General features: G+C 53.3%; 15 protein-coding genes and 1 tRNA gene. 11 read left to right on the forward strand and 5 right to left on the reverse strand.

Translation table 11 applies throughout. From position 1 onward, the window contains the following. The 4 genes from Q4E93_RS13475 (at position 1) to Q4E93_RS13490 (ending at position 8344) form a co-directional block, all read left to right on the forward strand. A complete protein-coding gene (locus tag Q4E93_RS13475; protein ID WP_303585976.1) occupies positions 1-1605 on the forward strand; it encodes a DUF1800 domain-containing protein in 1605 nt (534 codons plus the stop codon). A gap of 106 nt (positions 1606-1711) precedes the next feature. Continuing rightward, positions 1712-3271, forward strand: a complete 1560-nt coding sequence (locus tag Q4E93_RS13480) for a DUF1501 domain-containing protein (RefSeq protein ID WP_303585977.1) — start codon at positions 1712-1714, stop codon at positions 3269-3271. Further along, complete coding sequence (locus Q4E93_RS13485) at positions 3268-4992, forward strand: T9SS type B sorting domain-containing protein (RefSeq protein WP_303585978.1); 1725 nt, start codon at positions 3268-3270, stop codon at positions 4990-4992. Before Q4E93_RS13480 ends, Q4E93_RS13485 begins: the two co-directional genes overlap by 4 nt. A gap of 160 nt (positions 4993-5152) precedes the next feature. Further along, positions 5153-8344 carry a TonB-dependent receptor gene (locus Q4E93_RS13490; protein WP_303585980.1) on the forward strand — a complete coding sequence of 1064 codons (3192 nt, stop codon included), beginning with the start codon at positions 5153-5155 and terminating at the stop codon, positions 8342-8344. A gap of 75 nt (positions 8345-8419) precedes the next feature. Here Q4E93_RS13490 and Q4E93_RS13495 read toward each other — a convergent pair. From Q4E93_RS13495 to Q4E93_RS13505, 3 genes are all read right to left on the reverse strand, one after another. After that, a tRNA-Gly gene (locus Q4E93_RS13495) sits at positions 8420-8492 on the reverse strand. 67 nt (positions 8493-8559) lie between these two features. Beyond that, positions 8560-9069, reverse strand: coding sequence for a hypothetical protein (locus Q4E93_RS13500; protein WP_303585982.1), 510 nt, complete (start codon positions 9067-9069; stop codon positions 8560-8562). Between the two features lie 49 nt (positions 9070-9118). Beyond that, positions 9119-9898 (reverse strand): (Fe-S)-binding protein, encoded by a 780-nt coding sequence (locus Q4E93_RS13505; protein WP_303585984.1) that lies wholly within the window; start codon positions 9896-9898, stop codon positions 9119-9121. 80 nt (positions 9899-9978) lie between these two features. On the opposite strand from Q4E93_RS13505, the gene Q4E93_RS13510 reads away from it, so the two are divergent. From Q4E93_RS13510 to Q4E93_RS13520, 3 genes are all read left to right on the forward strand, one after another. Beyond that, positions 9979-10680 (forward strand): Crp/Fnr family transcriptional regulator, encoded by a 702-nt coding sequence (locus Q4E93_RS13510; protein WP_303585986.1) that lies wholly within the window; start codon positions 9979-9981, stop codon positions 10678-10680. 61 nt (positions 10681-10741) lie between these two features. Beyond that, positions 10742-11149, forward strand: coding sequence for a DoxX family protein (locus Q4E93_RS13515; protein ID WP_303585987.1), 408 nt, complete (start codon positions 10742-10744; stop codon positions 11147-11149). 8 nt (positions 11150-11157) lie between these two features. Beyond that, complete coding sequence (locus Q4E93_RS13520) at positions 11158-11694, forward strand: YceI family protein (protein WP_303585988.1); 537 nt, start codon at positions 11158-11160, stop codon at positions 11692-11694. Here the strand turns inward: Q4E93_RS13520 and Q4E93_RS13525 are convergent. After that, positions 11691-13013, reverse strand: a complete 1323-nt coding sequence (locus tag Q4E93_RS13525; protein ID WP_303585989.1) for a 4Fe-4S dicluster domain-containing protein — start codon at positions 13011-13013, stop codon at positions 11691-11693. The two genes, Q4E93_RS13520 and Q4E93_RS13525, sit on opposite strands and share 4 nt — an antisense overlap. Positions 13014-13077: 64 nt before the next feature. Here Q4E93_RS13525 and Q4E93_RS13530 point away from each other — a divergent pair, with 64 nt between their 5' ends. The 3 genes from Q4E93_RS13530 (at position 13078) to Q4E93_RS13540 (ending at position 17808) form a co-directional block, all read left to right on the forward strand. After that, positions 13078-13575 (forward strand): phosphoribosyltransferase family protein, encoded by a 498-nt coding sequence (locus tag Q4E93_RS13530; RefSeq protein ID WP_303585991.1) that lies wholly within the window; start codon positions 13078-13080, stop codon positions 13573-13575. Between the two features lie 165 nt (positions 13576-13740). Continuing rightward, positions 13741-16386: a DNA gyrase subunit A gene (gene gyrA / locus Q4E93_RS13535; RefSeq protein ID WP_303585993.1), complete on the forward strand. Its 2646-nt coding sequence runs from the start codon at positions 13741-13743 to the stop codon at positions 16384-16386. Between the two features lie 141 nt (positions 16387-16527). Beyond that, complete coding sequence (locus Q4E93_RS13540; RefSeq protein WP_303585995.1) at positions 16528-17808, forward strand: hypothetical protein; 1281 nt, start codon at positions 16528-16530, stop codon at positions 17806-17808. Between the two features lie 123 nt (positions 17809-17931). On the opposite strand, the gene Q4E93_RS13545 is transcribed toward Q4E93_RS13540, so the two are convergent. Further along, the gene (locus Q4E93_RS13545) at positions 17932-20400 is read right to left on the reverse strand and encodes a mechanosensitive ion channel family protein (protein ID WP_303585996.1); all 2469 of its coding nucleotides are present in this window, start codon (positions 20398-20400) and stop codon (positions 17932-17934) included. A 126-nt stretch (positions 20401-20526) separates the two neighbouring features. On the opposite strand from Q4E93_RS13545, the gene Q4E93_RS13550 reads away from it, so the two are divergent. Next, entirely contained in the window at positions 20527-24624 is a 4098-nt protein-coding gene (locus tag Q4E93_RS13550; RefSeq protein WP_303585997.1) for a hybrid sensor histidine kinase/response regulator, read from the forward strand. The last annotated feature ends 3 nt before the right edge of the window (positions 24625-24627 follow it).

Consider the following 24627-nt stretch of genomic DNA (forward strand, 5'->3'; position numbering starts at 1 on the left):
ATGCAAAAGCCACTTCCGGGAAGTCCCGCTGGTATCGGTGAATACACCGGCACCTGGGATACTCCACAAGTAGTCCATCTGCTGAAAAGGACCCTTTTCGGCGCTTCCATACAGGATGTCAATTATTTTAAGTCGCGCACCATGTCCCAGGCCGTGGACGAGCTGCTGCAGCCCACGCCAGCGCCGTCGACGGTGCCTTTGAATAATTATGATACGGATCCTACCGGTGTCGCTCCATGGCAAACATGGATCAACACGGGCCTCTTGTATGTGGACGATGAAATGAATATGAACAGGCTGGACTCCCTGCAGTGCTGGTGGATAGGTCAGCTACTCAACGGCGGCCGGTCCATCCATGAAAAGATGACACTGTTCTGGCATAACCACTTCGCCATGGATGCCACCGCCCATGCGGGTGATATCCCCTGCCGCCTCTGGTATGATCAATACCTCACCCTGCGGCAGTACGCCCTGGGTAATTTTCAGGCACTTGTCAAAGCTATCACCCTGGACCCGGCCATGCTGATCTATCTCAACGGCAACACCAACTTCAAGACTTCTCCCAACGAGAATTACGGTCGCGAGCTGCAGGAGCTGTACACCATCGGGAAGGGTAGCGGCTCCGCCTATACGCAGGATGACGTGGCTGCGGCGGCAAGAGTGCTGACGGGGCATACCGTCGACGCCAACTACGGTTACGTATTCCTGGCGGGCGAGCATGAAGATAAGAACAAGGAGTTCTCGGGCTTCTATGCCAATCACATTGTCACAGGCTATTCCGGCACCAACGGCGCGGGCGAGCTGGATGACATGCTGTCCATGATCTTCGCCACCCAGGAATCTGCCCGCTTCATCTGCCGCAAGCTCTATAACTTCTTTGTATATTATAAGATCGACAGCACCGTCGAGACGAATGTCATTACGCCGTTGGCAGAGGTCTTCCGCAACAGCGGATACAATATCTCAACGGTGCTGTCCACGCTGCTGAAGAGCCAGCATTTCTATGACCTTGTCAACGCTGGCGCCTGTATCATCAAAAGCCCGCTGGACCTGCTGATCGGTCTCTGCCGTGAATACCAGGTAGCCCTCCCGTCCACCATCGAAGGACAATATGCGGCATGGAGCATGTTGAACGAAAGAGCACGCATTCTCCAGCAGGAGATCATGGCCATCGAGCTCGTAGCCGGCTGGGACGCCTATCGCCAGTCTCCCCAGTACCATGAGCTGTGGATCAATTCCGTCACGTATACGGGCCGGAACTTTTATACAGACCTGCTCATCGGAAAAGGGGACATGATGGATGGCACCACCCTGCAGATAGACGCCATCGGTTTTGCCAGGCTGCTGCCTGCGCCGCATGACCCCAACAAGCTTATCGCCGACAGCCTCAGCATCCTGATCCGGCCACCATTATCCGATAGCTCAGTGACTTTGCTCAAGCAGTCCATCCTGCTGGGCAACCTCACCAACGATATGTACTGGACCAACGCCTGGCTTGCTTATACAGCCGACCCTTCGGACATGAACGCTTATTCGGCCGTCAACAGCAAGCTGCGAGCGCTGTATAAATATTTGATGAATTTGCCTGAATACCATCTTTCATAGCTGCAAGCCACAAGCTTCAAGCTACAAGAAAAAGACATAGATCTGTAAATACTTAAAGAAAGCAGCTTGAGGCTTGTAGCCTGAAGCTTGCAGCCAAAAAAACAACATGCGACGCAGAGACTTTATACGCAATATGGCGCCCGTGGCATTCCTGGGAGGGTTTAAGATCAACGCCCTCTCGCACCTGCCCTTCATGAACGGACTCCAGGGCGCCACTGACAATGATCACGTGCTGGTGCTGATACAGCTTATAGGGGGCAATGACGGATTGAACACCGTCATTCCGCTGGGCGAATACGGCGATTACGTGGGGGCGCGTTCCAACATCGCCATCCCGCAGGGCAAAGTGCTCACCCTGAGCAAATATCCCAAAACAGGCCTCCATCCTTCCCTCGCCGGCCTGAAATCGTTGTATGATGCCGACAAGCTGGCCATCATCCAGGCAGTGGGCTATCCTTTCCCGGACGGGTCCCACTTCCGCAGCACCGATATCTGGCTGACCGGCGCCGACTCGGACAAATATCTCGATACAGGTTGGACAGGCAGGTTCCTGGCAGACACCTACACCAATTTTCCCGTCGGCTATCCCAATGAGGCTATGCCCGATCCGCTGGCCATACAGATCGGCTCCGTCATCTCTCCCGTGTTCATGGCACAGGCCGGGACGACAGCTATGGCCGTTCCTACGGACACCGCATTCTATGATCTGATCAACGGCATCACTGAACCGGAACCGGATACCCCCATGGGCAACGAGCTTACCTACCTTCGCGCAGTAGCCCGCCAAACCAATAAATATGCGGACGCCATAGAAGCAGCCGCTAAAAAGGTCACCAGCCAATCGCCTTACCCGCAAGGGGAGCTGGCGGCACAGCTAAAGACGGTTGCAAGGCTCATCGCCGGCGGTCTCAAGACGCGGGTCTATATGGTCAGCATGGGTGGCTTCGACACCCACGGCGGACAGGTGCAGGGAGGAGATACCACCACCGGTAACCACGCCAACCTGCTCCGACAGCTGTCGGACGCCATCGCCGCCTTCATGACGGACTGCCAGAGCCTGGGGGTAGGTCAGCGGGTGATGGGCATGACCTTCTCGGAATTTGGAAGACGTATCAAGTCCAATGGCAGCTTTGGCACCGACCACGGAGCCGCACAGCCGGTGTTCATCTTTGGGGAATATGCCGCCACCGGCGTATTGGGGAATAACCCCACGCTCGCCGGCATCGACGATGGCGCCAATGTACAAATGCAATATGATTTCCGATCCGTGTATTCCACTCTTCTGCGGGACTGGTTTTGCGTGCCGGCGGATGATACAACAACGATGCTGCTGAAGAATTACCAGTACCTGCCGTTCATGAAGAACACGGCCTGCGGCAACACCTATGACGACCTCAACAACCTGGGCGATAAGTTGATCTCGAACTCGCCCAACCCTTTTACGGAGCATACGCTCATCCAGTTTAAGACGGCAGGAGGACACACGCTGGTGCAGCTGTTCGATTCCGCCGGCAGGCTGGTGATGGTGCCTGTAGACCAGGAGTATACCCAGGGCACCTATACCGTCACCGTCAACACCGCCGCGCTCGCTGCCGGCGTCTATTATGCCCGTTTGCAAAACCAATCCATACAGCAGGTGAGGACCCTGCTTAAAGTCAACAGATGAAGGTGATTTTTCTCATACGGCTTACCTGCCTGCTGCTGTTGGTCTCTCCGGCGCTGCTGCCGGCAGCCGCCCGTGCCCAGGCTTCCACGAAGGATACCATCAGCTATACCACCACCTGCGTAGGCACCACTATTACTTTCGGATCACCGGTATTCGACAGCATCTTCTTCCCCAGCAAGGTTAAATGGCATTTCGGAGATCCCTCCTCCGGCTATTACGACAGTTCGACCGCCAAGCTTCCAAAACATATGTATGCCGTGGCCGGCGCTTATAATATCTCACTCACAGTGGTGAATGGCCCGGATACGATCCGCATTTTAAAGACGCTCAACATCGTTTCGCCCATGGCTTATAGCTTTGGGCCGGACATCTTCCTCTGCAACGGCATGGACACGGTCCTGACCGCTCCGGCCGTAACGGGAGCGACCTATCTCTGGAATGACGACAGCGCCACCACCACGCCCGTGCTGCGCATTTCGAAGAGCGGCGTCTACACCGTCAGCATCGACGGCTGCGGCGTCAGCGACAGCGTTGGGGTATTCATCAGCGATACACCCAAGGTGGATCTGGGAAAAGATCATATCATGTGTGACAGCGCCAACCTCATGCTCAACGCTTCCGCGCAAAATGGACAATATACCTGGCTCCTCAATGGCAACCCCCTTCCTTCCGCGGCCGGTCAGCTCATTACCCACTACCCGGGAGGCACGTATATCGCCATTGTCGATGTCCCGGGGTGCGGTACCTACAGGGACACTGTCTCCGTCACGTATGCTTCTCCGGTAGCTCCCGCCTTCAGCCTGGGGCCCGACACCCTGCTCTGCCCCAAAGAAGTATATACCCTGACGGCCAATCTTTCCGGCGCCACCGCCTATGACTGGAACACCAGCCAGCGGGGTAGCAGCATCCGTATCTCCAATCCCGGCACCTATTGGGTATTCGTCGACTACCAGGGCCAATGCCAGGTGACGGACACGGTGATCGTGCGCTATCGCGGCGACCGCCCGCTGGATTTTCATGACACTGCCATCTGTATGGGGTCGACGCTCAGCCTCAACGCCGATTTTGGAGTAGGTCAGTACAACTGGGAAGCCATTCCCGCCCAAAGGGATGACCAGAATCAGACAGGCCAGGCCACTTACTATGTATACCGCCCGGGTACGTATGCGGTCACCGCTTCCGTAGGCCAATGCGTATATAAGGATACACTTACAGTGAAATTCGATGACAGCCTCAAAGTGTCCATGATAAAAGATACCTCCCTTTGCAACGGCGAAGAATTCTGGCTGCAGGTGAATGGCAACGGCGATACCTATGCCTGGCAGGACAGCTCCTACTCAGCGTCCTATAAAGTGGAACAAAGCGGCGTCTATACCGTCGTGGCGCAGAATGGCTGCGGAAAAGATACGTTGCAGGCTACCGTCAACCTCGCAGCCTGCACCTGCCAGCTTCTGCTGCCCAATGCCTTTACCCCCGATGGGAATGGCCACAACGACTCTTTCCGGCCCCTCCATGTCTGCGAAATGAAAGACTACCAGATGGCCATCTATGACCGCTTTGGAGAACTGGTATTCCAGTGTTCCAACCCTGCATTCGGATGGGATGGCACCTTCGGCGGACATAAGGTCCCTCCCGGCAGTTTTATATGGATGGTCCACTATGTCAACACCAGCACCAAACAATCGGTGTTCAGGAAAGGCTCCGTCCTGGTGATCAGGTAAGCGGATATAAGTGTTTACCATTATATTTCTAAATGTTAATATGTATTTTTTCCTTGTCTCTATCTTCTAATCCAGTCGATAGCGGTTATTAATTGAAGATTTTCAATTAAATTGTTGTTACTGCCTGAGAATTTATTGTTCAAGAGTAAATATTAACAAAATGCACCAACCAAGACTAACCAGACTAGCTATCCTACTGTTATTTACTTTCACCGGCAGCTATGCGCTGGCACAGGTAACCACCGCTACCCTGAGCGGGACGGTTTCCGGAGAAAAAGGCAAATCTCTTTCCGGCGCCACAGTACAAGTGGCCTTTTTGGACGCTGGTATCAACAAAACCTTATCGACCAAATCGGATGGTAGCTTTGTCCTGCCCAACCTGAGGGTAGGGGGGCCTTATTCCGTCACCGTCAGCTTCACCGGCTATAGCCCGAGGGTGGATTCGAATATCTACCTCAGCCTGGGTGAGAACACCACCCTGGACATCCGCCTGGTGCCAACGGCCGCCAATCTTGCGGAAGTAACGGTCACTGCCAGGTCACCCATTTTCGATGACCACCGCACCGGAGCCTCCACACAGATCAATTCCAGGTTGATCCGCACGCTGCCTACTATTTCCAGGTCAGCCGATGATTACACCCGGCTGACCCCTTCGGCCTCGCCCACCTACAACGGCATCTCCTTTGCAGGCAGGAACGGGCAATACAATAATTTTTCCCTTGACGGCGCCGTATTCAATAACCCTTTCGGCCTGGACGCCCCCACACCCGGCGGTCAGACGAACGCCCAGCCCATCTCTCTCGATGCCATCGACCAGATCCAGGTCAACATCGCACCTTATGACGTGACACAGTCCGGCTTCACGGGCGCCGGCGTCAACACAGTAACCAAGAGTGGCAGCAACAAGACCACCGGCACCGTTTATGGTTTCTACCGCAATACGGGCATGACAGGGCATAAAGTGGACGGGACGAAATTTACGGTCCCCACCTTGAACCACATACAGGCCGGCGCCTCCCTGGGTGGCGCCATCGTGAAAAGCAAGCTTTTCTATTTTGTCAATTTCGAGACGGAACAACGCAAGGACGAAGCCTCCGCCTACCGGGCGCAGGATGCTTCTAATGTAGGACAGATCACTACCTCCCGGGTATTGAAGAGCGACCTGGATGCCGTCAGCGCTATCCTGAAAAGTAAGTATGGATACGAAACGGGCCCCTACCAGGGATTCAATCTGAAGCAAACGAATTATAAATGGCTGGCGAAACTGGACTGGGTGATCAACAGCCGCCATAGCCTCTCTTTCACCTATAATGGACTGGACGCCACACAGGATAAGCCTGCCCATCCCAATGCCATTCAACGCCGTGGCCCGGATGCCATTACCCTGCAGTTCCGCAACTCCGGCTACCAGATGGTGAACAAGCTGCACTCCTTCGGCCTGGAGCTGAAGTCGAATTTCGGGGACAGCTATGCCAATAAGTTCCGCGCAGTCTTCACCACCTTCAGGGACCATCGCAATCCCTTTTCCACGCCTTTCCCGGCGCTTACCATCAGCAAGAATAACGTATCTTATATCATCGCCGGTCACGAACCTTTCTCCATCAACAACGTCCTGAACCAGGACGCCCTTCAGCTGACGGATAACTTCAACATCATCCTGGCCAAACATACCCTGACCATCGGCGCCAGCTACGAACAGTTCAAGTTCGGCAACTCTTTCAACCTGACGGGTTATGGTTTTGCCGTGTTCGGTAGCACGCCCATCAACGATTTTCTCGCCAACGCACCCAACGGCAGTCTTCAGGCAGACGTCGACTATGCCAAAAGTCAGGCCGCTGCAGGAAAATGGGCATGGTATTATCTCACCGTCGGCCAGCTGGCAGGCTACCTCCAGGATGAATGGAAAATAACTACCAACCTGAAGCTAACCTATGGCGTCAGGATCGACAAGCCCCTCTACTTCCCTTCCAAGGCGAAGTACCAGGGCACGGATGGTAAAACCAGCAGTCCTACGGTGCATAACACCGACAATCTGACCCTCTTCGATCCTAATGGCAACCCTGTCCAGAATGGTCCCGGAAAAGAAATTGATAATACCCGTATGCCCAGCGGCAAACCCCTCTTTTCTCCCCGCCTTGGCTTTAACTGGGATGTAAAGGACGACAAGACCGTACAGGTCAGAGGCGGTACGGGCCTTTTCACCGGTCGCTTCCCCTTCGTCTGGCTAGGCAATGCCATCGGTAATCCCTTCACCGGCTATTACAATGTCACCGCAAAAGATTTCAAATGGCCACAGATCTGGCGCTCCAACCTTGGCCTGGATTATAAGCTGCCCAGCAATACGGTCCTCACGGTGGACGTAGCCTATACAAAGGACGTGCATGCCATGATGGTCCGTGATTATGGATTGGGCACCCCCACGGGAACCCTTAATTCAGGTACAGGCGATACACGGCCTTTTTACCAGGCATCGGATAAGGGAAACACCGGCACTTATGTATTCACCAACACCAAGACGGGCACCTCATTTGATGTGAGTTTCCAGGTACAGCAGACCTTTGGAAAAGGCTGGTTCCTCATGGGTTCCTACAATTATCTCGTTGCAAAAGATGCGAGCTCCATCTCGGCTGAAATTTCCGGCGATGCTTTCGACCGCAACCCCGTCCTGGGCAATGCCAATATCGCCCGCAATTCTACCTCCCTTTACGGCAACACGCATCGCATCGTGCTGGCAGGGTTCAAACGCTTCGACTATGGGGAAGGAAAATACGCGACGACGGTCTCCTTTTTCGCCAACTGGACCAGCGGCAACCGCTTCTCCTACGTCTATGCGGGTGATGTGAATAAGGACGGCTCCGGTTTCAACGACCTTATGTACGTTCCGACTGCAACGGAGATCGGCGTAATGAAATTCGATACGGTGCTTGACGTTAATGGGAATGTGCAGCTGGAAGGAGCACAGCGCACCGCCCTGGAATCCTTTATCCAGCAGGATAAATACCTCAGCAAGCATCGGGGCCAGTATACGGGTAAATATGCCGGGGCCACACCCTGGTTCAGCCAGGTGGACATGCGGGTCCTGCAGGACTTCAATTTAAAGGTCGGTAAACATACGAACACCGTGCAGGTGAGCCTGGACATCGTTAACCTGGGCAACCTCATCAGCAGCAAATGGGGATTGCGCAAATATGCCAGTGCCAGCGGATACTATCAGCCGATGACCTATGTAGGACAGGGCACCGACGGTCTCTCGCATTACAAGTTCGATCCAGCCCAGAAGTCGACATTCACCACCAGCCCCGACCTTCCGTCGCGGTGGCAGATGCAGATAGGGCTGAGGTATATATTTTAAGATAAAAAGCCGTCCGACTGTTGGCGGACGGCTTTTACAAAAAAGCAAGGACCATAGATCCTTGCTTTTTTATTGAGCGGAAGACGAGGTTCGAACCCGCGACCTGCAGCTTGGGAAGCTGCCGCTCTACCAACTGAGCTACTTCCGCCTATATAACGTTCGCAATAAATGCGGAGGGCAAATGTAATATATAATCTTTTTCGACCTGCAATTTTTTAAGCTGGTTTCAAAAATCTCGCCGCAAGCCAGCTCTCTTTTAAAGGAATGAGCCACTTCTCCGCCAGCTCATCCTTCGTTTGTACCGTATTATTGAAATACAAGCTCTCTCCATTGAGAAATCCGTTCTCCAAAGCATAGGGCAGCTGTGCCATCGGCACCATCTGCACCTTATCCTTTACATGGAAGGCCAGGTTCAGCCTGTCAAACATCGCCACGCTAAAACGCTGCTCGATGTCCTTGATCAGCCGGACGGAACTGTCCGTGCTGCACCCGCTGACACCCGTGGCCGACTCGTCAGCCATGAGTACGATGAATTGACCGTAAAACAGGTTCGCATACCCCTTCACCGGCGTCCCATGCGATTTCCAATCCCGTACAAAGCGTTCCAGCATCTCCTCGATCTCCAGCGCTTCGGACAATAGGAAAAGACGGGAGGCCTGGTAGATCCAGACCCTGCTATCTCCCGCAAAATCAAGGGGTAATAATTCTGTATGCGCACTATTCATCCTGCAAAGATAGGTCAATTGAAAATAATTCCCCGTCCGGCCGGAAACCTCAGCTCATGGAGGCCGCGATCAGCTCCGCAATGTCCATCACCTTTACCGCCTCCTCCTTTTCCGCATGCTTTACCCCGTCCGTCAACATCGTATTGCAGAAAGGACAGGCCGCCGCGACAATCCCCGCACCCGTCTCCAGGGCCTCGCCGCTCCGCTCGAAATTCACCCGCGTCGTGCCTTTCTCTTCTTCTTTGAACATCTGCGCTCCGCCGGCCCCGCAGCAAAGTCCTTTACTGCGGCATCGCTTCATTTCCACCAGCTCGCCGTCCAGCGCTTCCAGCACCTTCCGGGGCGCTTCGTAAATATGATTAGCCCTGCCCAGGTAACAGCTGTCATGATACGTGATCCGTTTGCCTTTGAAAGGGCCGCCTTCTTTTATAACGATCTTACCCTCATCGATCAGCTGCTGCAGCAGCACCGTGTGATGGATGACATCATAATGACCTCCCAATTCGGGATATTCGTTGCTTAATATGTTAAAACAGTGCGGACAGGCCGTGACGATCTTCTTTACCCCATAATTATTTAAAACCTGGATGTTCTGGTAGGCCATCATCTGGAAAATGAACTCATTACCCGCCCTGCGTGCCGGATCTCCCGTACAAAACTCCTCCTTGCCCAGGATGGCATATTTCAACCCTACCTTGTTCAATATAGCTGCGAAAGCACGGGTGATCTTCTGGGCGCGCTGGTCGTAGCTGCCGGAGCATCCCACCCAGAACAGGATCTCCGGGACTTCTCCTTTTGCCGTCAGGTCGGCCATGGTAGGTACCTGCATAGAACTATATTTTCCGTAAATCTAAAGGAACCACCATACAAAACCCAAATTTGGTAACTTTAATCGCCAAAAATGTTATTATGCCGGGAGACGACAATATGCTTTTGATCAAGAACTACGACCTCTGGTGCCATCTGTCCGACGATGAATATAAAGCGTTGAAGGTGGAGCACCATGTCATCGATGTGCCCAAGGGGGAATATATATATTTTGAGGCCTACAATCACAATAAGATTTACTTCGTCAAGGAAGGCACCATCAAGATCGGCTTCATCGACGACGAAGGCAATGAAAAGATCAAGGAGATCATCCAGAAAGGCGAACTTTTCGGCCAGTTCAGCCTGGAGCGGAACAACCTGCATGGGGAGTTCGCCCAGGCCTACAAACACGATGTCAGCATCTGCGCTTTTACCATCGACGACTTTGAAAAGCTGCTGAAGAACAGACCCGACCTGGCCCTCCGGTACAGCAAGCAGGTAGGCGCCAAGCTGCGCAATATCGAGAACAGGCTGCTCAACCTTCTGAACAAGGATGTCAAGACACGCCTCCTGCATTTCCTGTGGCAGCTGGTGGAACAAAACCTGGGAGAGAACACCGCCGAAGGCTTCTGCATACCGAATTTTCTCACCCATGAAGACATCTCCAGCCTCATCGGCAGCAGCCGCCAGACAGTGACCACGATGATCAATGAGCTGGAGATTGAAGGTATACTGTCGTACAACAGGCAGGAGATCTGTTTCCTGGATGTTAAAAAGCTCCAAAAACGGGTGAGTGTCAATTGACGGACAGTGGAGGGCGGGAAAGGCGTATACTTTCGTTGTATAAATATAAATACACCGGACAATGAAAAAGCCTTCCCTTGCGCTGACAGTCAGCATACTTTGGATCTTTCGTATCCTGGCCGCCCTGATCATGCTGCAGACGCTGTATTTCAAATTTTCCGCCCAGCCCGAGTCGGTGCATCTGTTTACCACGCTGGGAATGGAACCATGGGGACGCATTGGCATCGGCTCCCTGGAGCTCGTCGCCTCCGCTTTGATCCTCTACCCCCGTACCACACCCTATGGAGCCTTGCTGGGACTGGGACTGATGGCCGGCGCCATCTTTTTCCACCTCACCAAACTGGGGATCAGATGGGATGGCGATTATACCCTGTTCGCCTACGCAGTGATCGCCTTTATTTCCTGCGCAGTGCTGATAATAGCTTATCGCAACGTATTATTGCAGCGAATCGGCATTATTAAATCATAAACGAGGATATGAAGCATTTCATCGGATTTTGTTTGATCCAGCTGTTGGCAGTTGTCGTGGTTGGCCAGCAATACAAGGCCACGGACGAGGGCTCTTCGATAAAGTTCAGGATAAAGAATTTTGGCATTGAAACAGGCGGGTCGTTCACGGGACTGGAAGGTACGATCAGCTTCGATCCGAAAGACCTTACCAGGGACAGCTTCGACCTGAGCGTCGACGCCCGCTCCGTCAACACGGACAACAATATGCGGGACAATCATCTGAGAAAGGAAGACTATTTGGATGTGCAGAACTATCCCCGCATCCGCTTCGTATCTACCAAAGTGACCGTGGACAATAACGCGCATTTCACCGTCACCGGAAAGCTGACCATCAAAAATACAACCCAGGAGATAACCATCCCTTTTACAGCAACCCCGAAGAACGAGGATTATATCTTCGCCGGCGAGTTCAGGATCAACAGGAAGGACTTCAAGGTCGGTGGTTCCAGCACGATCTCTAACGGCCTGACCGTGCAGTTCAGCGTCCTTGCAAAAAAACGCTAACCTTCGGTCGTCCATTTGTCGCGGTCATCCGGACTGAATTTCCAGGGGGCAAAATTATTCTCCACGTTCCCGAACAGCACATTCCATTCCTGGGGTGCATTGCTGTCTTCCATGATAAGGGCCCGCCGCATTTCCACGATGATCTCCAGCGGGCTGATGCTGACGGGACACTCCTCCACACAGGCATTACAGGTAGTACATGCCCGCAGCTCCTCCACGGAGATGTAGTTCAGCAACGTCTTTCCATCATCCTGGAAGCTCCCGTTCCTGTCAACATTATGTCCAACCTCCTCCAGTCTGTCCCTTGTGGACATCATGATCTTGCGGGGAGATAATACTTTGCCTGTGATATTGGCGGGACATGCCGCCGTGCAGCGACCGCATTCCGTGCAAGCGTAAGCGTCCAGCAGGTTGCGCCAGCTCAGGTCGAAAACGTCCTTGGCGCCAAAGCGGGGTGGGGGAGCCGTCTCTGTTCCGGCCGCAGGCGCCTTGTCGGGCTCCATTGCATAGAGTACCTCTTTTTGTATGGCCGGCATATTCCGCAGTTTGCCTTCCGGCTCCAGCCGGGCATAGTAGGCATTGGGGAAGGCCAGTAAGATATGCAGGTGCTTGGAGTAAGGGAGATAGTTCAGGAACGCCAGGATGCCCAGGATGTGCAGCCACCAGCAGGCACGTTCCAGGACCACCAGTCCTGAAGTGCTCATTCCGTTGAGAAGGGGATGCAATAAATGGGAGAAGGCAAAATTCCCCGTAAGGTGTTCGCCGTAATGCCCATAACCCCTGGCTTGCAGCAGCGTGTCGGCGGCGTTCATGGTAAGGAACAAGGTCATGAGCAGCACCTCCGTCAGCAGGATGTAATTGGCATCGCTGCGGGGCCAGCCATCCAGGTCATGACTGGCAAAACGCCGGAGCTTCAGGATATTCCTGCGACAGAGAAAGACGATGCAAAAGGTCCATACGCCCACGGCCAGCAGCTCGAATGCATTGATCAGCCAGCCATACAAAAAGCCGAGGGGGCTGGCAAACAGCCGGTGCGTGCCAAAAACGCCGTCCAGCCCAATTTCCAATACTTCCAGGTTGATGATGATAAAGCCGGCATAGATGACAAAATGCATGAGCGCCACCAAAGGATTGCGGAACATCTTCTTTTGCCCAAAAGCCAGCAGCAGCAGGTTCTTCCGCCGGACTCCCGGCAGGTCGTTATAGGGTTCGTCCCTGCCCATCAGAATATTGCGGCGGATACGGAGCGCGTTCCGGGTAAACCACCAAATGGCCGTGGCGGCCAGCACGATGAAGAGTATCTGCTGAACGATCGTCATAGGAAATTTTTTCTCCCGGTGAAGATAAGTGATTTGCTCTTATTGCTTTAATTTGCTCCCACAAATGAAGAACTACATCCTCACCCAACAGGTGGCCGAAAAAAAGCTGCGTCGCATGGCTTACGAGATCCTGGAACACAATGCCGGCGAATCACAGCTGATCCTGGCCGGCATCCGTGACAATGGAAGCGCCATCGCCCGCACCATCCAGCGCCTCCTTCATGAGATCTCGGGCGGCCGGCTGACTGTTAAGATCATCGACATCTCCCTGGATAAGAGGAAACCCCGCGAGGTCGTCCTCAGCGAATCCCTCCCTTTCGACGACCGGGTCATCATCGTAGTAGACGACGTGGCCAGCAGCGGCAAAACGCTCCTCTATGCTATGAAACCCTTCCTGGACGCCCATCCCCGCAAGATCGAATGCCTGGTACTGGTAGGCCGTACCCATAAAGCATTCCCTGTTCATCCCGACTACATCGGGCTGTCCCTTTCCACTACTTTACAGGAGCACATATACGTGGAAGTGGATGGCGAGAACGTGAAAGGCGCCTGGCTGGAATAGCCCCTTAATCGTCCTTCCCCCAGGACGGAATTCTTACCCACACCCAGTGGAAAAAAGGGTGTTAAAATCCACTTAAAGCATCAGGTTTTCAGGCCTAAAAGGGGTAAATTTGCCCTCCTTTCGGGAGACAAACTCCCGTGCCTCAAAAATCGCCTAAAACTCAATATGGAAGATAACAGCACGCCATTGGAAACCCAGGACAATAATCGCATTGTCCCGGTCAACATCGAAGAGCAAATGAAGACTGCCTACATCGACTATTCCATGTCGGTGATCGTAGGCCGTGCCTTGCCGGATGTCCGCGACGGATTAAAACCCGTTCATCGCCGTATCCTGCATGGGATGAACGAGCTGGGCAACAACAGCAACAAACCTTATAAGAAAGCCGCCCGTATCGTGGGAGAGGTAATGGGTAAATACCACCCCCATGGCGACGCTTCCATTTTCGACACCATGGTGCGTATGGCCCAGGACTGGAGCATGCGCTATCTCCTGGTCGACGGCCAGGGTAACTTCGGCAGCCAGGACGGCGACGGCCCTGCAGCCATGCGGTATGTGGAAGCCCGTCTTCACCGTCTCGCGGAAAACATGCTGGAAGATATCGACAAGGACACCGTCGACTTCCAGTTCAACTTCGACGATTCTCTCAAAGAGCCTACCGTACTGCCCACCCGCATCCCCCAGCTGCTGATGAACGGCTCCAGCGGCATCGCCGTGGGAATGGCCACCAACATGATGCCTCATAACCTCTCCGAGGTGATCGATGGCTGCATCGCCTACATTGACAAAAAGGATATCACCATCGAAGAGCTGATCCAATACGTAAAAGCGCCCGACTTCCCCACCGGCGGCATCATCTACGGCATGGAAGGCGTTAAGGCCGCCATGCATTTCGGCAGGGGACGCGTCGTCCTTCGCGGCAAGCTGCGCGTCGACACCAAGGCCAGCGGCCGGGAACAGATCATCATCACCGAAGTACCTTACCAGGTCAACAGGGATGCATTGTGCGATCGCGTCGGCCAGCTCGTGAATGAAAAGGTCGTGGAAGGAATTGCCCATGTCAACAACGAATCCAACAATAAGGAAGGCACCCGCATCGTCATCGACCTGAAGCGGGATGCCATCGCCAACGTCGTCATCAACCAGCTCTACAAGCACACGGAGCTGCAAACATCCTACGGGATCAACAATGTCGCCCTGGTGAAGGGAAGGCCCCGCACCCTCAACATCCGAGATATGATCTCCGAATTCGTGGAGTTCCGCCTGGAAGTGGTCACCCGCCGCACCCAGTTCGAACTGAGGGAGGCCGAAAAGAAAGCCCATATCCTGCAAGGCTATCTCATCGCCCTGGACCATCTCGACGAAGTGATCGCCCTTATCCGGGCCTCTTCCACCCCCGAGATCGCCAAGAACAGCCTCATCAGCGCAGGATGGGGGCTGGACGAGATCCAGGCCAAAGCCATCCTTGAACTTCGCCTCCAGCGCCTCACAGGCATGGAAAGGGATAAGATCCGGGAAGAGTATGATCAGCTGATGCTCCTCATCAACCATCTGAAAGAGCTGCTGGCCGACGAAGGCAAACGTTTCGAGGTCATCCGCCAGGAATTGCTGGAAGTAAAAGAAAAATTCGGTGACGAACGCAAGACGGAGATCACCTATCTGGACGACGAGGTCAGCATCAAAGACCTCATCCGGGAAGAAGACGTAGTCATCACCATCTCCCACCTGGGATATATCAAACGCACTTCCGCCACCGAATACCGTCAGCAACGACGGGGAGGACGGGGCGCCATCGGGGGCAAAACACGCGACGAGGATTATATAGACCACCTCTTCGTGGCCTCTACCCACCACACGATGATCTTCTTTACGGAGAAGGGACGCTGTTACTGGCTGAACGTATACGAGATCCCCGAAGGCGACAAGACCAGCAAGGGCCGCGCCATCCAAAACCTCATCCAGCTGCCGCCGGATGATAAGGTGCGCGCCATCCTGGACGTAAAGGACCTGAAAGACGAAGCCTTTGTCAATACCCACCATATCGTTCTTTGCACCAAGCAAGGCGTCATCAAAAAAACTTCTCTGCAGGATTTCAGCCGTCCGCGTCAGACAGGCGTCAATGCCATTACCATCGTAGAAGGCGATCATCTCCTGGAAGCCCGCCTCACGGACGGTAATTCCGAGATCCTTCTGGCCGTCCGCAGCGGAAGGGCTATCCGCTTCGAAGAAGAAAAAGTGAGACCCACAGGCCGCGGCGCCATCGGCGTAGCAGGCATCGAAGTGGATGACGAAACAGACGAAGTAATTGGCATGATCTGTGTCAATAGAGAGGATAAATCCAAAACAGTCCTAGTAGTCAGTGAAAAAGGATACGGCAAACGTACCCCCATCGATGAATACCGTATTACCAACCGGGGCGGAAAAGGCGTAAAAACCATCAGCGTTACGGATAAAACAGGTAAATTGGTGGGCATTTTGGACGTGACGGAACAGGAAGACCTCATGATCACCTGCAAGAGTGGCCTCACCATCCGGATGCCTGTCAACGGCATCAGCGAACAGGGTAGGGCTACCCAGGGGGTTAAGCTCATCCGCCTGGATGAAAATGACGAGATCGCTGCCATCACCAAACTGGACAAGCTGGAAGAAGAGAATGGCAATGGACTCCACACAGCGGATGCTGCAACGGTAAATCCGGAATCCGGACCCCTTCCTTCGAACGGCGACGCCCCGGCAGCGTCAGACAGCACTGACCAGCCAGGCCCGGGACTCGATCCGCTCCTTGGTATTGAACCAACTGAAAACGAATAATTAAGGAACGTTACAAAGCGGAACACAGTTCCGCTGGCCGAAGGCCCATCATAAGACGTGCAACGGGGATGGGTATTTTTCGGAATAAACCAGACCCGGTGCACATAAAAACAAAGCATCAAACTCCTTAAAATTATAACTATGAACGTGAATAAACGACTCCTGCTCTCTGGATTGCTTGCACTCACCGGATGGGGCTTGTTCGCACAAAATGTGGACAAGGCAAAAGATCTGCTAAAGGCCAACAAACTCCCGGAAGCCAAGGCCGAAATAGACAAGGTCCTCGCCGTTGAAAAAAACCAGAAGAGCGGCGACGCATGGTATACCAAGCTCAAAGTATATAATGCCATTGCTGCCAACGGCCAGATGAGCGGACAATTTCCCGATGCACGCAGCCAGGCCTTCGAAGCCCTGAAGAAATATACGGAAGTGGACGATAAGAAGCTGCTCCTTTTGCAAATGGACGCCTACAAGCCAGTGAACGAGATCTACCAGGGCTATTTCCAGGTGGGCGCCAACGACTATAATGGCGGCAAATATGATTCAGCCCTGATGAACTTCAGCGGCGCCCTCCAGACAAGCGCTTTCATGAACGCCAAAGGTTGGACCAACCTGAAGATCGACACCACCTCCACTTTATATGCCGGGATCTCCGCCGAAAAAGCCGGTAAAAGAGACTCCGCAGCCGTCTACTATGGCAAGCTGGCCGAAGCCAAAATAGCCAATATCAATGGCTCCAACATGATCGACATCTACAAATGGCTGGTGGATTATTACAACCAGAAAAAGGATGAGGCCAACACCAAAAAGTTCATCACCCTGGCCAAAGAACAATATCCCGACGACCTGTTCTGGCCCAGCACCGAGCTTGACAACCTCCGCGAAAAAGGCCCCAAGGATTCCCTCTGGGCCAAATACGACGAGATCACCGCTAAGTTCACGAAGAATCATCTCTTCTTCTTCAACTACGGCCTGGAACTATACCAATATGCCTCCGATACCAGCTCCGGCAAACGCCCGGCCAATGCCGACGCCCTCATCGCCAAAGCCCAGGAGAACCTGAAGAAATGCCTCGAGATCCAACCCGACTATCCCCAGGCCGCCCTGGTGTTGGGCCAGATCTCCTACAACGCCGGCGTAGACATGCAGGCACAGACAAAAAAGATCCCCGGTAAAGCGCCGGAAGACGTTAAGAAAAGGGCAGACCTGCGTATCGCCGCCGGTAAGAAATTCGACGAAGCCATCCCTTACTTTGAAATGGTCGACAAGGACCTGGGCTCGAAAGGTAAGCTGAAAATGGATGAGAAGACAAGCCTCAAGGATGCTTACGATCTGCTGATCACGATCTACGAGCAAAAGAACCTGAAGGATAAAGTAGATGCCTATACGACGAAGTTTAACAACGTGGATAAAGACCACTAAAAATACAAAGACCGCTAAAAATACAGGAGACCGGCCCGATTGGGCCGGTCTCTTTCTTTACTGGTCGATCCAGATCGCCGGTTGATTCGGCTCCTCCTCACCCCCGGATGCCGTATCCACCTGTCACACCACGTTAATGCCCTGCTGATCAAGATGGCGATAGATAGCCGCGCGCACTTCGGAGGAGGTCAGCGTGGTCTTTGTGATATCGTTACCCCAGAAGAGGACTTTTATCTCCATGGACTTGGAGGTGAGCACGTTCAAAAGCACTTCCGGAGGCCGGTTCTGATAGACATGCGGGTTGCTCCGCACGATATCCTTGATCGCATCCGGCTGAATAGCTTCCGGATGCTCCGGTCTGTCGATGTTAAAGCTGAGGCTCATGCGCACATGATTGTTGCTCAGCGTCCAGTTCACGATATTGTGCGAAAGGACGTCTCCGTTTGGAATGATCACTTCGGCCCCTTCTTCCGTCAGCAGGGTACTGCTGCGGATACCGATCTCCTTTACCCGTCCCTTCTTGTCGCCCACTTCCACCGTATCGCCTATGCGCAGCGGCCTGTCGAAGATGAGGATGATGCCGGATACGAAATTATTGACGATGCTTTGCAGGCCCAGGCCGATGCCGACACCCAGGGCGCCGATGATCACCGTTATCCTGTCGATGGATAAGCCCGAGGCTGCCACTGCCAGCAGGAAGCCTACGGTCAGCAGGATCAGCCGTGTGATCAGCAGCCTCGACCTTTGCCCAGAGTCATCGAGGGACGCGTCGTCACCCGTGTCACCAAAGAAATAGGCGATGTATTTCTGGAGGAAATTCGCGACCCAGATAATGCCGGCAAATAGCAAAATGCCTCCCACTGTAAAGGGCAGGCTGCCCACCTGCCGCGGTGTATTGAAGAAATCCGTCAGCACGTCGTTCAACGCATCGAAGATATTCAGATTGGAAGTAAAGACGATCAGCCATAACACAAGCGCTACGCCGCCCATAAATCTGCCGATGGACTTTGTGATCCGTGCATGATCGAAATGTTCAGGATATTTTTTCTTTATACGGCTAGTCTGGATCTGCAATAGGAATGCTTCCACCACGCTGCGTACAAAAACACCCAGGCTCACTATCTGAGCAAAAGCATAGACGGCGGTAGCGGCAAAGATCTGCGATAAGCTCACTCTTCCTGAAAGATTGCAAATGACAGCCAGCAGGTTCAGCAGCGTATAGATCCAGGCCGCTGCCAGCATGAGCCTGGGACGGACCTGGACGATCTTTTTATCGAATATATAAAAGATGCCGAATGCGACCGAAAGACTATTCTGCAGGAAATTGGCCCAACGCTGCAGACTGATGGGCAGTCCCAGTATCCTGGTGATCGGCACCAGCAGGAACAGCAGGATAAAGATGCACCACCCGTAAAACATGGGGCGGGAGAACTGGTGGTAAAAGATCACCGTCAGCAGCAACATCAGCAGGAACTGCGTCGATTCGATGTAGATGGCAGGCGCATGCGCATCGAACAGGGGCGCCAGGCTGAAAATGAAGACAAGGGTAGATGCCACCGGCCAGGGCCTGATATACCGGATCTTAAATTCTTCGATGGTCTTCATGGCATTCATCTTCCGCAGCTTCCGGAAATTGAAAGCCACCCACGAGAAGAACAGCAGCCCCGTGATCAGCAGCCATGTCCGCTTGGTCCTTGTGTTGGAGAAATAGTACCGCGCCAGCTGCTTCTCGGCAAGCAGTGACTTTTGAAAACTTTCCCGGGAAAAATTGCTGCGGGCGCCGGGAGAACGGGGCTCCCAGAGATAACGTCTTTCTTTGCCAAAAGCCTTGGTGCCTACCTCCTTTAGGGCCTGGTCCACTTTAAAGAGCAAATCCTCGATGGTAATGGCGTTGGTCGTCGCTTGCGCTTTCAAATCGTTGATCTGGTTCGAGTACAGCTTCACCAGGCTGTCTGCCTGCCGCCATTTGGCTTTCAGCTGCAATAGCTGCGGCTGAAAAGATTCTTTCAGGGCGGAATCCCGGAAGATATGCAGGATCAGTGTGTCCTTCCGCATATCCGCAATACTTTTCTTTACATCGTCCATACGTTTGTCATAGATATCCAGGTACTTCGTATATCCGCCTGTATTGCGTTCCAGCTCGTCCAGCAGCGAATTGTACATTTGCAGGTTGCGTATGTTCAAAGTCCGGTCATTCGCGGCGATACGTTCCTGTAAGATGGCGAGGGCGGAATCTTCATCATCCAGTTTATCGTCGATCTCGTCTATCCGGACAAAAGTCGTCGTCACTGCCGGCACCTGGCTCAGTACCTGGTACATTTTTTCCATGCTTTCCAGGTAATCGCTGCGCGTTATGACATTGGTATTGGTGAATAAAGTGGAGTCGAATTTGCGCCGCTCGGGCTTCTCCCGCTCGAAGATCTTTCCCTTTTTACGCTCAGCTTTCAGTTGTGGCTTGAATTCTGCATTTCGTCCCGGCCCGGCTGTATCCGCCTGCGCCAGGTGACGAGGGGCTGCCTGTTTCATTGTATCCTGGGCCGATAACCCGCCAATGACAGAAAGGAACAAATAAAGCAGTAGGAAGTTTTTCATAGCAAATCACTTTTATACGACTTGTTGCAAAACTAAGGCATTTAATAGATGCAAGTTTACATATAATATATTAGTAACCTATACGTTAACCATCCGGAGCATTAGTAGCTTTAAATCCAAATTTGTATGACGCCGACAGTTCGACGGGGCTTGATATTATTGCTTTTTTGTATACCTTTTTGCTCGTTTTCTCAACCCGTCACGATCAAATTCGGCCATCTCAGCACCAACAACGGTCTCTCCCAAAGTAATGTCACCTGTATCCTGCAGGACAGAACAGGCTTCCTCTGGTTTGGCACACAGAACGGCCTCAATCGATACGACGGCTACCAATTCACCGTCTATCGCAACGACCCGAAAGATTCCACCAGCCTTTCCAACAATTACATCCGGTCTATCGTCGAGGATGCCCATGGTAACCTATGGATCGGCACCTGGGGTGGCGGCGTCTGCAAATTCAACCAGGAGAAAGCCACCTTTACCCGGTTCACCCACGATCCCCTGCGAACCACCAGCCTCTCCGACAATTTCGTAAATAGCCTGCGGGCCGGCTACGCCGGCAATCTCTGGATAGGTACCGAAAGCGGCGGGCTTGATAATATGGATCCCGTCACAGGTAACTGTATTTCCTATAGGTACAACCCCGACCAACCCGGCAGTCTCAGCGACAACGACGTCAGTGATATCCTTGAAGACAAACAGCATCAGCTTTGGGTCGCCACCTTCAAGGGTGGCATCTGCCGGCTGGATGCTGCCACAAAGACCTTCACCTGCTTCAGGCATGACCGCAACAATCCCGCTTCTCTCTCCCTCAATAATGTCCGCTGTCTTTTCCAGGACAGCCGGGGACAGATCTGGGCTGGCACACGCGGCGGAGGACTCGATTGCTTCCAGCCCTCCACGAGCACATTCCGCCATTACAGGAATAACCCCGTCAATGCCGGCAGCCTTTCATTGGACATTGTCCTTTGCATCGCCGAAGATGGCGTGGGCAATATCTGGATAGGAACCGAAAATGGGGGGCTGAGCATCTTCAACCCCCGCACGGAATCGTTCCACACCTATCTCAATGACGACATCGACAATGGGTCCCTCAGCAACAACTCCGTTTATTCCCTTTATAAGGACAGGCACGACAATATGTGGGTGGGTACTTTCAGTGGCGGGATCAATCTGAGCAACAGGGATGCTTCGCTCATTTCTCACTACCGGCGGAATACTTCCCCTTATTCCTTAAGCAATAACAACGTCCTCTCCTTCGCCGAAAATGCCCAGGGTCAGATCTGGATCGGCACGGATGGGGGAGGGCTCGATCTCTTCGATCCCATCACAGGTAAATTTACCTCTTTCCGCCAACGTCCGGGCAATGAGACCTCCCTCAGCAGCGACTATGTGCTGAGCCTTCAGGCCGACAAGGAAGGGAATCTTTGGGCAGGTACGGCAGGCGCCGGCATCAACGTCATAGATGGACGACACAGGATCATACGGCACATTAGGAATGATCCAAACGATTCCACCTCCATCAGCGGGGATAACATCAATGCCATTACCCGGGACCCCGATGGCGACCTCTGGGTCGCTACTTATGGTATGGGCCTGAACCTCTATCATCCCGGGAAAAATACCTTCAGTCATTTTACACACGACAACGGCAGTCTCAGCAGCGATCGTATCCAATGTTTGCTGGGAGATTCCAGGGGCAGATTATGGATCGCCACATACGATAAAGGACTGGATATGCTGGACAAAAAAACCTGGACTTTTCAGCATTTCGCCCATAGCGAAACCAGCAATAGCCTTTCCAGCAATAGCATCAACTGCCTTCTGGAGGATGTCCAGGGCAACCTATGGATCGGCACCAGCGCCGGCCTCAATTTCCTGGATCACCTTACGGGTAGATTTACTTCTTATTTTATTGAAGATGGCCTTCCTGACAATACGATCATGAGCATTTTACAGGACAGAAAAGGTCATCTCTGGGTAAGCACTTTAAAAGGCATTTCCCGGTTTTCTTCGTCTACTCGCACCTTCAAGAACTATTCCATCGCAGACGGTCTGCAGGGAGACGAGTTCAAGGCGCATGCCGCCCTGCGCAGCGGCAACGGATCGCTGTATTTCGGTGGCGCCAACGGGTTCAATGTCCTGCTCCCGGACAGTATTAGAGAGAGCCATTTCGATCCTCCGTTGGTGATGACGCGTTTTCAGTTATTCGCCAAAGATGTGTCTATCGCCCGCGGCGATAAAGATCCCTCGCCCCTGAAGGACAATATTGCGTTCACCCGCGAGATCACACTGCCTTACACCAGCTCCATCATTTCATTTGAATTCGCCTCTCTCAACTATACGCTGCCCCGTAAAAAGCAATACGCCTATATGCTGGAAGGCTTTGATAAGGGATGGAACGAGTCCGGTGTGCGACATACCGCCACTTATACCAACCTCGACCCTGGCACCTATACCCTGAAAGTGAAAGGATGGGACAACAGGGGAGCCTGGTCAGATAAGATCTATACACTGCGCCTGATCATCCGGCCGCCCTGGTGGCAGACCTGGTGGTTCAGGATCGGGGTGCTGCTATTCATGGGAGGGACCCTGACCTCACTATACAGGCAGCGCATCCGGCGCATCCAAAAGCAAAAAGTTATCCTGGAGCAGCTGGTAGCCGAGCGCACCCTGCAGGCCGAAACAGCCAACCGCGCCAAGAGCGCCTTCCTGGCCACGATGAGCCACGAGATCAGGACCCCGCTGAATGGGGTCATTGGCATGTCTTCCCTTTTGTTCCAGACACCGCTGACGCAGGAACAGGAAGAATATGCCACCACCATCCGCTCCTGCGGAGAAAGTCTGATGTCCGTGATCAACGATATCCTCGACTTTTCCAAGATAGAGGCCGGCAGCATGGAGCTCGATCCGCATGACTTCGATGTCCGTTCTTCCGTGGAAGAAGTACTGGACGTATTTTCCGACAGGGCCGCCAGGGCAGGTATCGAGCTGGTGTATGAGATAGGCCCGGAAGTGCCGCAGCTGATCCATGGCGACGACATCCGCCTGAAACAGGTGTTGATGAACCTGGTAGGCAATGCCATGAAATTCACCGCACAAGGAGAAGTTTATATAGGCGCCCGTTTGATCGATCAGCCCCTGGAAAAAAACCTGCTGCTGGAATTTGAAGTACGGGACACGGGCATTGGCATACCTGCGGATAAGTTGAATCGCCTGTTCAAAGCCTTCTCACAAGCCGACTCCTCCACTACCCGCAAATATGGCGGCACCGGACTGGGACTGGCTATCAGCGAAAAGCTGATAAAAATCATGGGCGGTCAGATCAAAGTGGACAGCAAAGAAGGGGCCGGCACGACTTTCACATTCTATGTCAAAGCAGAAAAAGCACAGACCACACACGGAAATGAGGTGCAGGCGCCGCTCAACGAGATCGAAGGCGCCACTGTCCTGATAGTGGACGATAACAATACCAACCGCACCATCCTGCAACGTCTCCTGCTCCAATGGAAGATCCGGCCATTGCTGGCGGCTAATGGCCGGGAAGCCCTGGCTCTCCTGGACCTTCACCGGGTAGATCTTATGATCTCGGACCTGCACATGCCTGGCATGGACGGCATCGCTCTGGCAAAGCAGCTACGGGAAAAAAACGATGGGGTGCCTATCCTGTTGCTGAGCTCCGTGGGTAACGAGACCCGGCGGAAATATTCCGACCTCTTCCAGGCAGTATTAAACAAACCTGTAAAGCACCACCTGCTGCTGAAATATATTTCCCGTCTGCTACAGGGCAACCAGCCTTTCCTGGGACAGGAGGAGCAACAACCTCAAAAGCTATCCGATCACTTTGCCGGTAACTTTCCTTTACGCATACTCATCGCCGAGGACAACGTTGTCAACAGGCAGCTGATCACCCATGTGCTGGGAAAACTGGGGTATACTCCCGATATGGTGGAGAATGGGCAGGAAGCCCTGGACAAGCTCGCTGAACAATCTTTCGATGTCGTATTCATGGATGTGCAAATGCCCGTGATGGACGGACTGGAAGCCACCCGGCTGATACGCACACGCGACGGCAAACAACCCGTGATCATCGCCCTGACGGCAGACGCCCAGGAAGAGGACCGGCAGGAATGCCTGGCCGCAGGAATGGATGATTATATCAGTAAGCCCCTGCAGCTGGAAAGGCTCATCAATATGCTGAAGAAGTGGGCGATGAAAGTGTAATGC

Origin of the sequence: Flavitalea plasmicola, from assembly GCF_030546645.1 — a bacterium.
Taxonomy (GTDB): domain Bacteria; phylum Bacteroidota; class Bacteroidia; order Chitinophagales; family Chitinophagaceae; genus Puia.

Coding starts and splice junctions, on each gene's coding strand:
- Q4E93_RS13550 (WP_303585997.1), top strand. CDS start 20,527: ATGACGCCGACAGTTCGACGGGGCTTGATATTATTGCTTTTTTGTATA.
- Q4E93_RS13530 (WP_303585991.1), top strand. CDS start 13,078: ATGAAGAACTACATCCTCACCCAACAGGTGGCCGAAAAAAAGCTGCGT.
- Q4E93_RS13515 (WP_303585987.1), top strand. CDS start 10,742: ATGAAAAAGCCTTCCCTTGCGCTGACAGTCAGCATACTTTGGATCTTT.
- Q4E93_RS13520 (WP_303585988.1), top strand. CDS start 11,158: ATGAAGCATTTCATCGGATTTTGTTTGATCCAGCTGTTGGCAGTTGTC.
- Q4E93_RS13490 (WP_303585980.1), top strand. CDS start 5,153: ATGCACCAACCAAGACTAACCAGACTAGCTATCCTACTGTTATTTACT.
- Q4E93_RS13525 (WP_303585989.1), bottom strand. CDS start 13,013: ATGACGATCGTTCAGCAGATACTCTTCATCGTGCTGGCCGCCACGGCC.
- Q4E93_RS13475 (WP_303585976.1), top strand. CDS start 1: ATGCAAAAGCCACTTCCGGGAAGTCCCGCTGGTATCGGTGAATACACC.
- Q4E93_RS13480 (WP_303585977.1), top strand. CDS start 1,712: ATGCGACGCAGAGACTTTATACGCAATATGGCGCCCGTGGCATTCCTG.
- Q4E93_RS13500 (WP_303585982.1), bottom strand. CDS start 9,069: ATGAATAGTGCGCATACAGAATTATTACCCCTTGATTTTGCGGGAGAT.
- Q4E93_RS13505 (WP_303585984.1), bottom strand. CDS start 9,898: ATGCAGGTACCTACCATGGCCGACCTGACGGCAAAAGGAGAAGTCCCG.
- gyrA (WP_303585993.1), top strand. CDS start 13,741: ATGGAAGATAACAGCACGCCATTGGAAACCCAGGACAATAATCGCATT.
- Q4E93_RS13510 (WP_303585986.1), top strand. CDS start 9,979: ATGCCGGGAGACGACAATATGCTTTTGATCAAGAACTACGACCTCTGG.
- Q4E93_RS13545 (WP_303585996.1), bottom strand. CDS start 20,400: ATGAAAAACTTCCTACTGCTTTATTTGTTCCTTTCTGTCATTGGCGGG.
- Q4E93_RS13485 (WP_303585978.1), top strand. CDS start 3,268: ATGAAGGTGATTTTTCTCATACGGCTTACCTGCCTGCTGCTGTTGGTC.
- Q4E93_RS13540 (WP_303585995.1), top strand. CDS start 16,528: ATGAACGTGAATAAACGACTCCTGCTCTCTGGATTGCTTGCACTCACC.